This is a genomic window from Ruminococcus sp. Marseille-P328 (genome assembly GCF_964249465.1).
Lineage (GTDB): Bacteria > Bacillota > Clostridia > Lachnospirales > Lachnospiraceae > Blautia_A > Blautia_A faecis.
Genome location: NZ_CAXUBQ010000010.1, coordinates 59697 through 75833, shown reverse-complemented (window position 1 = coordinate 75833; position 16137 = coordinate 59697). Strand labels below are relative to the sequence as shown.

The following is a 16137-nucleotide window of genomic DNA, read 5'->3' as shown; positions in this document are numbered from 1 at the left end:
ATTTTCCTCCTAAAAATTTGTTCATTGGTAACTGTTCAGTATCTTCACAGTTACTTTCATAAACATAAACTATGTTTTATACGCACATAGTTATTTTATAGGCTTATTCGTCATTCGTCAAGGTAATTCTGGCAAAAAACAGTCAAATTTTTATCATTTTCTCAATTTTTCTTTTTTCTTCCAGTATTCAGCACCAGATGACGGGGAACACCATTTACCATGATCGGCTGATAATCGCCCTGAATCAGTGGTTTAATATAGTCGATAAAATCTTTGGTCACATTATTTGCATCCTTGTTCATCCAGCTTCTCGGAACCAGCTTCTCTTCATTGGCGATTCGGTGTACGTCGTAAATTCCGGTAGCTGCCATATATGGATCGTCAGATACACGGTCGATGACTACCATCTTGCCGGTGTCTCCTTCATCTGCTGCCTTTACGGCTGCACCGCCAACCATCATAGCCTCATCAATATCCACACGGGATGCCATATGGGAAGCGCTTCTCTGAAGAGTGGAAAGCTCTACGGCACGAGTTTTGCAGCCGCACTCTGCTGCCAGGAAATTCGCCAGATAGGTGGCAGTTCCCTGCAGCTGCTTGTGTCCAAATGCGTCCACATAATCTCCTACGCTTCCAAGCTCGCAGACATACCGTCCGTCAGCTAGCTTGATTCCTTCTGATACAGCAATGACAACGGAGGATTTCTTTTTCAGAAGGTCTTTCACTTTTGCGAGGAATTTCTCAATGTCAAAGGGAACCTCCGGAAGGTAAATAAGGTCTGGTCCTTCGCAGTCTTCTGATTTGGAAAGTGCAGTGGCGCCTGTAAGCCAGCCCGCATTTCTTCCCATGATCTCCATAATGGTGATCATATTTTTCTTATAGGTGAGGCCTTCTGCGTCACGGATCACTTCCTTGGTGGAAGCTGCAATATACTTAGCTGCGCTTCCAAAGCCTGGGGTATGATCGGTAAGCGCAAGGTCATTGTCAATGGTCTTCGGAACACCAAGGAATTTCTGGGTCTGTCCGGTAATGATGGCATAATCAGACAGCTTCTTGATAGTATCCATGGAATCATTTCCGCCAATGTAGATAAATGCATAGATCTCCAGTTTGTTCAGAATATCAAAGATTTTCTCATAGATAGCTCTGTCTTCATGGATTTCCGGAAGCTTATAACGGCAGGAACCAAGAAATGCGGACGGAGTCCTTTTCAGAAGCTCAATGTCAAGCTCGGAATGGATCTGGGTAGAAAGGTCGATATACTGCTCGTCAAGCAGCCCCTGTATTCCGTGAAGCATTCCATATACCTTGTCAAAGCCACGCTCTACTGCATTCTTATATACACCTGCAAGACTGGAATTAATTACAGATGTTGGGCCGCCGGACTGTCCTACAATAATATTTCTTTTCTTTGCCATCGTGGTATTCCTCCTCTATTCTGGATAATTTGGGGCGGCGGATACTTTTTCGCCCTATAATTGTATAGTTTACCAAACGTCTATAGCAAAGTCAATGTGATATTGTGTATTATGTATATTTTTTCGTTGTCTTTTTGTTTTTTTATATATACTTTTGCTTTTTTTGTAGATGCGAGTGCGTATCGTTAGTCATTTTGTGCATATTGTATGGCATTTTCTCTTTCCCAATTATCAAAGCACCTTCTGGAGCGTGTTTATACTTTTCCAGGAAATCTCAGCCAAGCAGCTCTTCATAGGAATAACTGCCGCTTCCTTCTGTAACCTTTCGTCCTGATGGAAGTATGATTTCGCATCTGGTTCCGGCAGGAACTTCTATTTTCAGCTTAAAACGGTCGTTCTCTATGGTCCATGAAACCCGGATCCGGCCATATGGAGTATTTACATTTCCTTTTGCCCAGGAAAGGCCGCCGCCAGGCTGCGGTGCAATGCGAAATGTCTTATATCCTCCCTCTGTGGCTTCAATCCCCAGAATACGTCTGTAAAAGAAATCCCCCACTGCACCATTTGCATAATGGTTGAAGGATACCATTCCACCGCTTCCGTTGTCCTCCCCCAGATTGCAGCTGCCATCCTCCCGGAGGGCATCCCAGCGCTCCCACATGGTCGTCGCACCAGCTTTTACCTCATAGAGCCAGGAAGGGCAGGTATCTGCGAGAAGCATTTTGTACGCATCCTCCAGATAACCGTTATCTGCCAGGGCGAAAAGCACATATGGCGTTCCCGGAAATCCTGTTTTTATATTGTAATTGTTATCACGAATCAAATTTACCAGATTTGCAGCCGTTTTCTTTTTGTCATTTCCAGACAGCATATTGTAATACAGGGGCAAAACAAACGCGGTCTGAAAATCTCCACCTTTAATATGGCAGTTTTCATCCATCAGAATATTGCGGTAAGCTCGGGCTGTTTCCTGGCTTAGTTTCATATATTCCTCTGCTTCTTCTGTTTCTCCCAGAACTCCGGCAATTTCCGAAACAATTCCAGATGAATGTGCAAGACAGGCAGTTCCGGTCCATTTTCCACGCTTCATCCAGTCTTTGTAGCCCATATCCGGCGCACACCAGTCACCATAATGAAACAAAAGCTTCCAGATCCGTTTGTTTTTGGGAGCAGAGAAAAGTCCCGCCCAGAATTTACATGCTTTTATATATTTTTTCATGGAAGGGTACATTTTTCGAAGAAGTTCTATGTCACCTCTTGCCTTATATTCTGCCCATGGAACAAGAATACAGGCATCTCCCCAGTGATCTGCGGCCAATGGGAACATCATCTCAAATTGCCCCGGAATCTTTACCATGGGAACGATCATGGGAATCCCTCCACCTTGGTTCTGCTCTGCCCGCATGTCCTTCAGCCATTTGTCAAAAAAGCGGCTCATATCAAAATTATAGGCAGCTGTAGGCGCAAAAAGCGCAATATCTCCTGTCCAGCCCAGACGTTCATCCCTCTGTGGACAATCCGTAGGGATATCTACGAAATTGGATTTGGCACTCCATTCAATGCAGGATTGAAGCTTATCCAGCATAGGCTCTGAACAGGAAAATTCTCCATTTTCTGGAAGATCTGAATACAGCGCGACCGCCTTTAATTTTATTCTATCCACAGGGATTCCGCTTACCCCAACATACCGAAATCCCATATAGGTCATCCTTGGCGAATACTTCTGTTCGCCTTCTTTGCAGATATAAACAGCCTGCTGCCTGGCACTTCGCAATGGTTTTGTATATAATTCTCCGTCCAGAAGGACTTCCGCATGATGAAAAACAATTCTTTCTCCGGCTCTTCCCTGTATGTCTGCCTGTATCACACCTGCCATATTCTGGCCGAAATCATAGATCAGCATACCCGACGGAGATATCTGGCAGGATATTGGTTCAAACTGTTCATGTGCTTTTACCAGGCTTCCATACTGGGCCAGCAGCTGGGGCCTAATTTTCACCTTTTCAATACTGGCATTGTGAAAAGAAGCTTTTTCCAGATTCACAGTCGCATCATAGACTTCACCATCATAAAATTCCGCCTCCCGGAAATTTCCATTTTCCGTCACCTGCCAGGTTTCATCTGTGCTTATGATTTCCTGTGTACCATCCTTATAGAGTATGTGGATTTCTCCAAGAAATGCCTGGCGTTTTGCATAGATCCGGTTCATTCTTTTGTAGGTATAGGAGCCTGCTGCCCAGCCTCCGCCCACAACTGCCACAAGCTGATTCTGTTTCCTTAATTCTTCTGTAATATCGTACATCTGATACTGAAGCTGATGTTTATAGGAGGTGTAGCCTGGAGCAAAATAATCATTTCCCATCTTTTTGCCATTCAGTTCAAGCTCATAGATTCCAAAAGCTGTAGAATAAATTCTTGCCTGTCTGATTTCCCCTTTTATGAAAAAATCCTTCTTAAATGTCATTGGTCTAGGGGATTTTTTGCGCTCTTTAAACTGATAAGCACCGTCTGTTATCCAGGAAGCGTTCCATTCTTTTCCCACAAAACCAGTTTCAAACTCCAGGGAAGTGCTTGCCGTTTCCCCATAATTATCTGTAATTTCCAGAGTTGCCAGATATCTGGTAAAAGGAGTCAATTTAGGTCCATTATACACAATTCCTGTCTGCTGTCTGAATTCCTCCATCCAGTTATTCACAGACAACACTGCTTTTTTCAGCAGAACATTTTTCTCTGAACTTATCATGGAAAAAGAAAATACAGGTGCCGGATTGTCTGTAACACAACCGGAGGACAGATTTTCGACTTTAAATTCGTTAATGCGTAACATAAGCTAAACTCCTTCAACTATTTTATTTCTGTATATCCATAACGGATGCTGTTAATACGTTTTTTATAGCACATCTCGCATCTCTGTGAGAGATTTTTTTCCAAATGGTGCTTTTTCTGTCCTAAATGGTAGCCCCAAAGCTCCTAATTCCAAATTAAGATACACAATTGCCACCCGCCGTAGTATAATATACCCAACATCACACACGGAGGTTTTTCATCATGAAACGAATTATCGAAAATGATTTTCTGAAAGTGACCATCGACGACCATGGCGCTGAGCTTGTAAGTATCTATGATAAAGAAAAAGACAGGGAAGTGATCTGGCAGGGAGATCCCAAATTCTGGGGACGTCATGCGCCGGTTCTATTCCCTAATGTAGGAAAGCATTACAACAACCATTATCGCATTCACGGACAGGAATATGCTTCCAAGCAGCACGGATTTGCCAGGGATACGGATTTCACCTGCATTGATTCCACACCGGATTCCGTGACCCATCAGATCCGTTCTACCGAAGACACCCGTAAGGTTTATCCTTTTGACTTCGTGCTGCGCATCCGCCACATTCTGAAGGGCCGCACTCTTACCGTCAGCTGGAAGGTGGCAAACAACAGCGAAGGGGACATGTATTTCGCCATCGGCGGACATCCGGCGTTTAATGTCCCGGTTCTGCCAGACACCAAGAGAAGCGATTACCGCCTGACCTTTGACGGACAGGACAGCCTTACCTACCTTCTTCTGGATCCTGAGACCGGCACAGCCAAGGCAGATGAAGAAGCCACTCTCAAACTGGAGAATGGTACCTGTCAGATTGATGACCATATGTTTGACCATGATGCGCTGGTATTTGACAACCAGATCACCAAGGCCGGAATTGCACTTCCGGACGGCACTCCTTATCTGGAAATGCGCTGCGTGGGCTTCCCGAACTTCGGAATCTGGTCCGCTTCCCAGGACGCACCCTTTGTATGCCTGGAGCCATGGATGGGCCGCTGTGATGACTGTGGATTTACAGGGGATCTTTCTGAAAAACCATTTATCAACCATCTGAAAATGGACGAGATGTTTGAGACTGCGTATACCATTGAGGTGTTCTAAAACCCGTTTTAAAAAGGCCTTCTGCACACAAACTGCAAATACTGTTGTTCAAAGCAGCCTGCAAACAATATAAAAATACAAAATATCCTGACAAGTGCACTGCCCATTACACAGATTTTATCACTTGTTCAGGATATTTTTATTGTCTACTTACAGGAATGTTTTTTCAAACACGCTCCAGTACAGCATTCCCTACTTTAACAGTAGAATTCTCCCTCAATTTTCTCTTCGCAGCTCCATAAGCCGCCACCAATACCACGGTAGCCGCAAAAACAAACATCATCCCATACTGTCTGTATCCTCTTGCCAGCATAGTATGCCTGCCTTTAAAGCACTTTGATAGCGCCTGCAGCACCGCATAATGCAAAACATAGATCAGCATAGAATAATCTTTCCCGATTTTTGCCATTATCCGGGTTACCACATTTTCCTTATAAAAATTCTGCCATCCTATAAAAAGAAGGAAGATACAGACTGCCAGAAAAATGGTTCCACCATACTCTTCTTCTGTTCCAAGAGCATTCATTTTCGTAAGCCATCTTTGCTCCATAAGTGCCATGTTCCAGAAAACCAGAATACCGCCCAAAAGCAATGTCATTTTCTTTTTGTCGAGACAGCCCTCCAAAGCTTCTTTTCTCTCTCCAAACAGGCAGCCCAGCCAGAAAAAGGGCAGGCCACAATACAGAAAATTTCTCGCATAATAAACATGGCAATAATCTTTTCCCAGAAGGAGCAGAGAATAATTTCCCTTTATCAGGTTTCCTGCCAACAGTACCGGAATTGCCAGATATGCAAGCTTCCTTAAGCCTAAATGTTCTACAATAAATGCGATCACCAGCACATACACAAGCGCCTGTAAATACCACAAATGTGGGGACAGTGGGGAAAAATTCCATAAAATGAAATCTTCTGGCATTCTTTCTTCAAACCTGGCCAGCAGTGCATCTTTTATATTATTTTCATCTTCCAGAGCCAACAGAACCTTCCAGATCAAGTAAAACAGATTAGCTCCTATGGTAATCGTAAGGATTTTTCCAATCTGCTTAAGCTCCCGCCTGTGTGCCACTGTTTCTGAGTAAAAGAAACCAGTGATCATAAAGAAAACCGGCACTGCAAACCGACACAGAATCAAAAGTTCCGCTCCGCTTTGCACCTTCAGTGGCTTATGAATCTCCACAACAGCAAGAGCAGCAAGACATTTCAAAATATCAATACACGTCCAACGTTGTTTCTTCATTTCCTCATAACTCCCAAAATCCAAAGAACTTAACTGCCCCGCGGGCAGCACCATAAATAGTATCCCCTAACAATCCATCCATGGTATTTCTTAACAGTTGAAAGGGACTAACTTCCCATACAGATAGAAAGTCAGCCCCCTTTTATTCACTTTATTCGCTCTATTATTTCCAAAAACACCAGTCGCATAACTTACCTAAATGCGTTCCCACATCTTAGAAAGTAAATTTATCAGCAAAATAAGCATCCAGCTCGTCAATCTTAATACGAACCTGCTCCATGGAATCACGGTCACGGACAGTTACCATTCCGTCAGTTTCTGAATCGAAATCGTAGGTTACGCAGAACGGAGTACCGATCTCGTCCTGTCTTCTGTAACGTTTACCGATATTTCCGCGATCATCAAATTCGCAGTTGTATTTCTTGGATAACTGAGCGTAGATTTTCTCAGCGCCCTCGTTCAGCTTCTTGGAAAGCGGAAGCACACCAATCTTAACCGGTGCAAGTGCCGGATGGAAGTGAAGGACTGTACGAACATCGTTCTTCTCTGCATCCAGAACCTCCTCATCATATGCACTGCAAAGGAATGCAAGAACCACACGGTCAGCACCAAGTGACGGCTCGATTACATATGGGATATATTTCTGCTTCTTCTCATCATCGAAATAAGTAAGATCCTGTCCGGATACATTCTGGTGCTGGGTAAGATCGTAGTCTGTTCTGTCTGCGATTCCCCAAAGCTCGCCCCATCCAAATGGGAAAAGGAACTCAACGTCTGTAGTAGCCTTACTGTAGAAGCTCAGCTCTTCCTTGTCATGGTCACGGTAACGTACTTCCTCATCCTTCAGTCCAAGAGAATGCAGCCAGTTCAGGCAGAAGCTCTTCCAGTATGCAAACCATTCAAGGTCTGTGTCCGGCTCGCAGAAGAACTCAAGCTCCATCTGCTCGAACTCACGGGTACGGAATGTGAAGTTACCAGGTGTGATCTCGTTACGGAAGGATTTACCGATCTGACCGATACCAAATGGAATCTTCTTACGGGATGTTCTCTGTACATTCTTGAAGTTTACAAAAATACCCTGTGCTGTCTCAGGTCTTAAATATACAGTATTCTTAGCATCCTCAGTTACGCCCTGGAAGGTCTTGAACATCAGGTTGAACTGACGGATGTCTGTGAAATTGTGTTTGCCGCAGGAAGGACATGGAACATTATGCTCTTCGATGAAATTCTTCATCTCTTCCTGAGACCATCCGTCTACAGAGCTCTCAAGCTCAATGCCGTGCTCCTGGCTGTAGTCCTCGATGATCTTGTCTGCGCGGAAACGCTCATGGCACTCTTTACAATCCATAAGCGGATCAGAGAAGCTTCCCAGATGTCCGGATGCGATCCAGGTCTGCGGGTTCATCAGGATGGCACAGTCAACACCTACGTTGTACGGAGACTCCTGAATGAATTTCTGCCACCATGCGCGCTTTACATTATTCTTAAGCTCTACGCCAAGGTTGCCGTAATCCCATGTATTTGCAAGACCTCCATAGATCTCAGAACCCGGGTAAACAAATCCTCTTGCTTTTGCCAGAGCAATAATCTTATCCATTGTTTTTTCCATGATATCTCTCCTCATTGTTTGATAGATGATTTTCTAACATTATACTCGCAACTTTTCTTTTTGTAAAGTTTTACCGCGTACTCAATTCCGTACATTCTGCCGCAAAAACACAATTTCCGCACTTTTAAGCAGCAAATCATGTGCTGCTATCGAAGTATAGAGCAAAGCACGTTAATCAACTTTCCTGTTATGTGCAACATCTAATCCACTTACATCATAACTTCTAATATCTGCAAACTCTTAAATTTCTTATCCGTATTCCCTGCCACATAAGGCTGAATATGCCGTTCCAGCTCCCACAGCACCTCTTCGGTCACTGTAAAGCTATACAGCTTCGTCATGGGCGAGCTTACAATGTACTGCATGGTATAAAGTGCTGCCTGGGAAATCCGGCGGGCGGTTCTGGCTTCTCCGGGGCTTGCTTTCTTCAGGCAGTCCCCATCCAGGATCCCATGTGCCTCCTGGGAAAAGAACAGATTCTCTTTTCCGGCGATCTCCTCCCCACAGTTCACACACCGGAAAAGCTCCGGCATCAGCCCCTGCTCCGTCATAGTTCGCAGTTCAAAAATGCACCTTACCAGCCGGTCATCGATTTCCGGATTCAGGAGAGCCTTCACAGTGAGATAAAGAAGATTCATCATATTCTTCTCATCTGTGCCCTCTCTTCCGAAATAATCTGCCAGCTCCAGAAAGTAATAGCCATAATAAACTCCCGGCTGTCTGGCGGCCAGCTCCACAAAATGATGGGTCACGGTCACCTGGTTCAGATTGTAGCTGCTGCGCCCTTCATACAGGGTAAAATTCCCGAACACAAAAGGATTGACAGCTGCCATAAACGGGCTGTTCTGCCGTCTGGCGCCCTTGGCGAAAGCAGAAATCTTCCCCCGCTCCCTGGTAAGAAGCACGATCCGCTTGTCATACTCTCCCACGGGCTGCGCAGAAAGTACAATTCCCTGTACCGTGATCAGATCACTCATTTTCAGATTTCCTTCTTATCATATCCAAAGTTTTTGATCATAAAATCACTGTCACGCCAGTCTTTTTTCACCTTCACCCAAAGCTTCAGGTTTACCTTGGAATCCAGCATACGTTCCAATTCAAATCTGGCATTGCTGCCGATCTTCTTCAGCATGGCGCCGCCTTTTCCAATGATAATGCCCTTGTGGGAATCCCTCTCACAAATAATGGTCGCCTCAATATCCACCATAGGATTTTTGCCCGGACGCTCCTTCATTTTGTCAATTGCCACTGCGATTCCATGTGGAATCTCAGCATCCAGTGCGTGGAGCGCCTTCTCGCGAATCACCTCTGCCACAATCTGGCGCTGAGGCTGGTCCGTTACGGTATCCTCATCATAGAACATGGGTCCATAAGGAAGATATTTCAAAATACTGTCAATAATATCCTCTGTATTCTGTCCGCGGAGTGCAGAGCAAGGGATAATCTCGGCAAAATCACAGATCTTGCGGTACGTATCGATTGCCGGAAGGATTTCCTCTTTTTTCACTGTATCGATCTTATTAATGATCAAAATGACCGGCACGCCAACGCCCTGGAGCTGCTCTGCAATGTGGCGCTCACCGGCTCCGATAAAGGTAGACGGCTCAACCAGCCACATAATTGCATCCACCTCTTTCAGGGTACGCTCTGCAACGGCTACCATATACTCTCCAAGCTTATTTTTCGCCTTATGGATACCTGGCGTATCCAGGAAAACAATCTGTCCCTTCTCACAGGTATAGACTGTCTGGATGCGGTTTCTGGTGGTCTGGGGCTTCTTAGATGTGATCGCGATCTTCTGGCCGATCAGATGGTTCATCAGGGTAGATTTCCCAACGTTCGGGCGGCCAATAATTGCAACAAATCCGGATTTAAAATCTGGTGTCATTAAAATATATCCTCATCTTTCTTAACTTTTATCAACAGCTTACCAGCGGCTTGGTCTCCATAAATACATCCTTCGCCTTCTCGATTGCATTCTCGCTTCCAACCACACAAAGCTGGTCATCGGAGAGAACTGCCTGGATCAGCGGAGCCAGTGCATGGATATCCTCCACCGTAGCATTCAGGATCTGGTCACGCTCTTTTTGCAGCATCTCCACAGTGAGACCTCGGAAATAAGCCATTCTGCCAAGGGCGCCCTGTGTCTGCGGCGTTCTTGGGACATCCTTTCCGCTGATAGTACCGATAATGTATTTGGTCATTTCACGTTCATCCGCTGCAAAGGTACGCACATATTCCGGCACACCCTCATATACTTCAAGAGTTCTGCGAAGATGGGGATCTCTGTAGGAAACGAAATAACTCTCCCCGCTTCTCTTAAAGCCACTCATACAGCCATATGCGCCCCCCTTTACACGAAGATTGATCCACAGATAATCATAGCTTAAAGCAACCTTCAGAATTTCCAGGGCACCGGTATAGGTAAAGCCTTTTTTTACAAAGTTACCGGTTCTTGCCACATACTGAACCTGTCCGGAGGTCTTAAAGCCCTCGTTCTTTTTCCTGCAGGTAATGGCAGTTTCCGGAACCTCACAGGTACTCTCCGGCAGACTCTTCTTCAGGGCACCGCTTAGGGCCTTCACCTGTTCCACAGACTCTCTTTCTCCGGTATAGCTTACCATGAAGGAATCCTTTCGGATGATCTCTGCCATGGCATTCTGAAGTCCGGCTACGATCTCGTCCTTTTTCTCCTGAAAATTCTTCTCAAGGTCTTCAATAAATTTGTAATAGCCAACGCCTGCCATCTCATCCTGATATTCTGCCATTGGAGAACCGTAGGCAGCGCTGCGGAGTACTGCTGTCTGATGGCCTGCGCCAATCAAGGAAGCCTGTCCTCTGGACCTGATCTCCCCGATAATCTCACCAAGACGTCTGGTATCTGAAAGCTTAGAAGTATTCAGGATTTCTTCCATCATCTGGAACAGGAAATCCATCTGGGAATACAGTGCTTTGCCCCGGATGGTAAACATGGTACGGAATGCTTCCGGGTCGTTCGCCTTGTCAAAAACATCTATGCCGCACTGGATACCGCCGGTTCTGGCATTGGTCTCATTAAACAGCTGACCGTAAGTGTAATTCTTTGTATCCACATATCCGAGAACAGACTTCAAAAGTCCAAGATAATGAACCTTCTCAACAGCCATATCCTTAATCTCGAACATAATATTTACATAACCGATTCCATTGGTGCACACATCCTGATACAGGAACAGACTGTTCTCCACCTGAAGCTCTTCGTTGGAAAAACCATTCACTTCTTTGCGGATATCGGAACGCTTCAGCATAGGAATGCACTCCAGATCCTCCGGTCTCTCCTCAGACTCCTGGTAAGCCTCAAGGGCTTTTGTCTTTCTTACCATTTCTTCCAGCTGTTCATCGGAAAGGCTGCTTCTGTATGCTTCCAGCCTGTCTGCCAGCTCTTTCTCACGCTGGGCTGCAAGACCACGCTTCGGCACAAGAGTCAGGATCACACCATGGGTGTTGTCCAGAAGCCATTTCTGGATCAGATTTTCGAAATAGCCTTCATTTACTGCAATTTTCAGCTTATCATAAATCTCCAGAAGCTTTACCTGGGAAAAAGCATTCTCATCATCATAAAGCCAGCTTCCCATAATATCCAGTCCATACATCAGACCTTTGGGGAACTGTCCAAAATCTGCCTCGCGGTAGCGGAACTCCATGTAATTAATTCCGGAAAGGACCGCCTTCTTATCAATTCCATTTTTCACAATGTCCTGAAGGCAATTTCGGATAATGGAAACAAATTCCTCTTTCCGGGCAGTTCTGGCACCCTTTGCGATCACGGAGAAATAAGGTTGCAGAACGCCATCGCTGTAATCGCCATAAATATCTTTACCGATTCCGGCGTCCAGAAGAGCCTGCTTCAGCGGTGCTCCCGGCGCACTTAAAAGTGCATAATCCAGCACATCAAACGCCACACCCAGGGTGCTGTCCATGGCATTTCCCACAACCATGTTGTAGGAGAGGTAGGTGTTATCCTCTTCTTCCTCATTCTCCGCAATGGGATACTCGATCTGCAGGTCCTTCACCTGGGAAAAAGCAGCCTGCTCCTTAATGCTGGAATCTACGTCCAGAGCCTCAAATGCAGACAGATATTTCTCATCAATAAATCGCAGCCTCTCTTCCATATCCATATTTCCGTAAAGGTAAATATAGCTGTTGGACGGATGATAGTAGGTACGGTGGAAATTCAGAAACTCTTCATAGGAAAGCTCCGGAATATTCTCAGGATTGCCGCCGGATTCCACGCCGTAGGTATTGTCCGGGAAAAGATGGTTCATAATTTCTCTTTCCAGCACCTCGTCCGGGGAAGAAAATGCACCCTTCATCTCATTGTATACAACGCCATTGTATGTGAGCGGACCTTCCTTCTGCTCCAGATGGTAATTCCATCCTTCCTGGCGGAAAATCTCCTCTTTCTTATAAATATTCGGGTAAAAAACAGCGTCCAGATACACATGCATCAGGTTCTGGAAATCCTGGTCATTACAGCTTGCCACCGGATAACAGGTCTTGTCCGGGTAGGTCATAGCATTCAGGAAGGTATTCAGAGAGCCCTTTACCAGCTCTACAAATGGATCCTTCAGCGGAAACTCGCGGGAACCGCACAGAACGCTGTGTTCCAGAATATGGGGAACACCTGTGCTGTTCTTCGGCGTGGTACGAAAGGCAATGGAAAATACCTTATTCTCATCATCATTCTCGATCAGAACCAGTCTGGCTCCTGTTTTCTTATGGCGAACCAGATATCCGGTGGAATGGATATCGGTCAGATTCTCCTGTTTCAAAACCTCGTATGCAGGAATGTTCTCTTTTTTCATTTTTTCCTCCAAATAATGCCCAATCAGTTTGTTTAAACAGCCGGTATTGGGATGTATTTAATTAATTTCTTCGATTATGCTGAATTATACTGCACTATAGCGTGTTTGAAAAAGGCTTTCTGCAAGATGTGCGTCACAATTTGTGGGAGATTTTGTCCGGATAAGGGCGCCGTAGCGGGCTACGGCAACCGAATTCGGGCAAAATATACCGCAAAGTGGGGCGTGCAGATTGCGGGAATGATTTTTCAAACAGGCTCTAAAAAGCTTTATACAATGCAGCTGATAATTCCGGAGCATCTTCAACTTCTTGCATTAGTATAACACACAAAAAAGTATCTTACTACAACAAAATTCTTTTAAAAAGAACCGCCCCTGCGGGCGAATCTGGTAGGATTCTTCCTGCAGGGGCGGTTCTGATTATTTAATTGTGATTTGTTAATCCCGTTCTTTTTTGCGGCGTCTTCTGGTTGTTTCTTCGATTGCGAGAGCTGCAACAAAGAGCAATGCCATATAGAAGCCGATTGGTGTGTCATCACCTGTCTTAACACCTGTGGAGGTGCCTGGGGTTGGTGTAGGAGTTATTGTCTCCTCAGGAGTTACAGTAGGTGTTGCTTCCGGCTGTTCCTGGTTGATGATGGTTACCTCTGCATTGAGATTATTTTCATCAAACAGTACATTTCCATTTTCAACAGTTACTGCGTATCTGAATCCGTCTGTACCATCTACCAGATTTCCTTCTGCATCTGTCTCTGCAACATAGAGCGTAAAGGATTCATCCGGTATTACAACTGCCTGTGTACTCTCAGATACTGTTGAGCCGCCTGCAAGATCAAGTGTCAGGATGTTCTTCTCCGTTCTTGTGGAAAGAGTTGTGCACTCTTTGTCATCAAAGATACCTGCATAGAAAATCTCATCACTTTCCAGGGCATTTCCATCTGCACCAAGAAGCTTCTTGGTTACATTCAGAGTCGCGATCTTGTAGAATCCATCCGGCCATTCGCTGAACTGGTTCTCAAATGTGATGCTGCTCTTTGCGCCATCCTCAGTTACAGTGATTGCCTGTCCCTGTGGATAAACCGGAACATAAACCTTTTCATCCGGCGTCATGCCTGAATCAATTGCTTTTCCGGTTACATCCGTCTCACTTACATAGTAGGTTCTTCCAAGATCCAGATTGGTAAAGGTAACTGTGGAAGAAGCTGCATTCTTAAACTCAAGTGCTTTTACATCAGAAGCAGGAATTGTGCATTCTGCATCTGCGAAAAGTGCTGCGTAGAAGGTCATGTCCTTAGCGCCTGCAAGTGCATCGTTCAGCTTCAGTTCCTTGGTGATCTCAATTGCAGCGGTCTTGCTCCTTGTCATGGCATCCTTCATCTCAACTGCATTTTTGGTGTCATCTGCATCAACAGTGAAGGTGATCGGCTCTGCGATCTCATATCCTGATGGTGCTTCTGCCTCAACCAGTTTGTAGGTCTTGCCAAGAACAAGTTTCGCTGTGATCACATGTGGTGTACCATCTGAGGTCCACTCTTCCACAACCTTATCCTGGTCATCTACTACCTGAAGTTTTGCTCCTGCAAGAGCTTTCAGGGTGGTGTCGTCTACCTTGGAAATGGTAACCTTGGTAGTATCGTTGATAAATTTCATAGCTGTCTCGGTGTAATCTTCTCCATTTACCTTGGTGGTAAGCTTCAGAGTTCCGTCACGGTTGTCTTCTACATTTACAGTTACTGTATAAACATTCTTGTCGTATACGTAGGTGTCTGCCTCTGATGGGAGCTTTTCGTTTACGGTGTAGGTAAAGGTCTTACCAGCATCTTTCTCTGTATAGGAAAGCTTGCTGAAGCTGATCGCACCTTTTTCGTCGTTCTTAACTGTCTCAATTACCTTGCCATCTGCATCTTTCAGTTCGAATTCGAAGGTTCCAATCTGTTCAGCTTCTACCTTCATGGACTTCTGGGCTTTCAGTTCAAGGTCAGCGGAAGCACTGTAGGTATTCGTGAAGGTAACTGCTCCAGTGAGATCTTCACTCTTTACAGGTTCGCCGTTCTTTGTAACAGAAGTAACTTTCGCTGTTAACTTGCCTGCATTGTCGTCTGTTACGTCTACTTTTACAACGTATTTGCTTTCATCATACTGATATGCCGGTTTCTCATCTTTTACTTCAGTAATCTGGTAATAATGGGTTCCGGATTGCTTGTATGTGATGATTGGGAATGTGATGGCACCGCCGTCAGCATTCTTCACAGTTTCGCTGTAACCATTTTCTACTGCCTTTCCATCTGCATCCATTTCTGTTGCCTGGAAGCTGAACTGCTCTGCCTCCAGTGTCTGGCCTTCCAGAGTCTTGGTTGCACCAAGAGCGATCTGACCAGATGTGGTGTAGGTGTTGGTAAATTCCATACCTGTTACAGTGGCATCCTCGGAAGTTGCCTTGGAGGAATGGATGACTGGGGTTACGGTTAAGGTACCGTTGCCTGCGTCTTCTACGGTTACGTTGATGGTGTAGATGGTGTCGTCGTAGGTGTAACCTGCTGCGTCACCTTTTACTTCCCGTACTTTGTACTTGTAGGTACCAAGATCGTTCTTTTCTCCATTAAGCTGATAACTAATCGGAGCAAACTCTACTTTTCCCTCTGCATCATTGCTTTGAGTCTGGATTACATTCTCTGTTTTGTCTTTAATTTCAATAAGTTCGAATTCAAACTGACCTGCCTGAAGCGGAGTTTCTGCTGAAACCAATTTCTTTACCGCATCCACTTTCAGCTCACCCGTTGCCTCTATCATCGGTGTTGGTGTCGCTGTTGGTGTCGGTGTTGCTGTTGGCACTGGTGTCGCTGTTGGCACTGGTGTCGGTGTCGCTGTTGGCACTGGTGTCGGTGTCGCTGTCAGCACTGGTGTTGGTGTCGCTGTCGGCACTGGTGTCGCTGTCGGCACTGGTGTCGCTGTCGGCACTGGTGTCGGCGTCGCTGTTGGTGTTGGCGTCGCTGTCGGCACTGGTGTTGGTGTCGGTGTTGCTGTTGGCACTGGTGTCGCTGTCGGCACTGGTGTCGGCGTCGCTGTTGGTGTTGGCGTCGCTGTCGGCACTGGTGTTGGTGTCGG

General features: G+C 45.5%; 11 protein-coding genes. 2 read left to right on the top strand and 9 right to left on the bottom strand.

Annotated elements, in window-relative coordinates; translation table 11 throughout:
• Nucleotides 1-161: 161 nt before the first annotated feature.
• Nucleotides 162-1418 carry a 6-phosphofructokinase gene (locus tag ACESTK_RS08870; protein WP_118578638.1) on the bottom strand — a complete coding sequence of 419 codons (1257 nt, stop codon included), beginning with the start codon at nt 1416-1418 and terminating at the stop codon, nt 162-164.
• A gap of 274 nt (nt 1419-1692) precedes the next feature.
• The gene (locus tag ACESTK_RS08865) at nt 1693-4245 is read right to left on the bottom strand and encodes a family 78 glycoside hydrolase catalytic domain (RefSeq protein ID WP_295261755.1); all 2553 of its coding nucleotides are present in this window, start codon (nt 4243-4245) and stop codon (nt 1693-1695) included.
• Nucleotides 4246-4466: 221 nt separating this feature from the next.
• Here ACESTK_RS08865 and ACESTK_RS08860 point away from each other — a divergent pair, with 221 nt between their 5' ends.
• Nucleotides 4467-5345 (top strand): aldose 1-epimerase family protein, encoded by an 879-nt coding sequence (locus ACESTK_RS08860; protein ID WP_226836935.1) that lies wholly within the window; start codon nt 4467-4469, stop codon nt 5343-5345.
• A 166-nt stretch (nt 5346-5511) separates the two neighbouring features.
• Here the strand turns inward: ACESTK_RS08860 and ACESTK_RS08855 are convergent, their stop codons facing one another.
• From ACESTK_RS08855 to ACESTK_RS08835, 5 genes are all read right to left on the bottom strand, one after another.
• Nucleotides 5512-6582, bottom strand: a complete 1071-nt coding sequence (locus tag ACESTK_RS08855; RefSeq protein ID WP_226855375.1) for an acyltransferase — start codon at nt 6580-6582, stop codon at nt 5512-5514.
• Between the two features lie 214 nt (nt 6583-6796).
• Entirely contained in the window at nt 6797-8191 is a 1395-nt protein-coding gene (locus ACESTK_RS08850; protein WP_118578644.1) for a glycine--tRNA ligase, read from the bottom strand.
• A gap of 209 nt (nt 8192-8400) precedes the next feature.
• The gene (recO, locus tag ACESTK_RS08845; protein ID WP_373119549.1) at nt 8401-9168 is read right to left on the bottom strand and encodes a DNA repair protein RecO; all 768 of its coding nucleotides are present in this window, start codon (nt 9166-9168) and stop codon (nt 8401-8403) included.
• Nucleotides 9169-9170: 2 nt separating this feature from the next.
• Nucleotides 9171-10079, bottom strand: a complete 909-nt coding sequence (era, locus tag ACESTK_RS08840; RefSeq protein ID WP_118578648.1) for a GTPase Era — start codon at nt 10077-10079, stop codon at nt 9171-9173.
• A gap of 31 nt (nt 10080-10110) precedes the next feature.
• Nucleotides 10111-13035 carry an insulinase family protein gene (locus ACESTK_RS08835; RefSeq protein ID WP_373119547.1) on the bottom strand — a complete coding sequence of 975 codons (2925 nt, stop codon included), beginning with the start codon at nt 13033-13035 and terminating at the stop codon, nt 10111-10113.
• Between the two features lie 51 nt (nt 13036-13086).
• Here ACESTK_RS08835 and ACESTK_RS08830 point away from each other — a divergent pair, with 51 nt between their 5' ends.
• Complete coding sequence (locus ACESTK_RS08830) at nt 13087-13356, top strand: DUF6783 domain-containing protein (protein ID WP_373119545.1); 270 nt, start codon at nt 13087-13089, stop codon at nt 13354-13356.
• A gap of 114 nt (nt 13357-13470) precedes the next feature.
• Here the strand turns inward: ACESTK_RS08830 and ACESTK_RS08825 are convergent, their stop codons facing one another.
• Both ACESTK_RS08825 and ACESTK_RS08820 read right to left on the bottom strand, forming a co-directional pair.
• Nucleotides 13471-15864 (bottom strand): Spy0128 family protein, encoded by a 2394-nt coding sequence (locus tag ACESTK_RS08825; protein WP_373119544.1) that lies wholly within the window; start codon nt 15862-15864, stop codon nt 13471-13473.
• The coding region (locus ACESTK_RS08820; protein ID WP_373119543.1) for a hypothetical protein at nt 15803-16137 on the bottom strand (335 nt) is incomplete at its 5' end. The genes ACESTK_RS08825 and ACESTK_RS08820, both read right to left, overlap by 62 nt.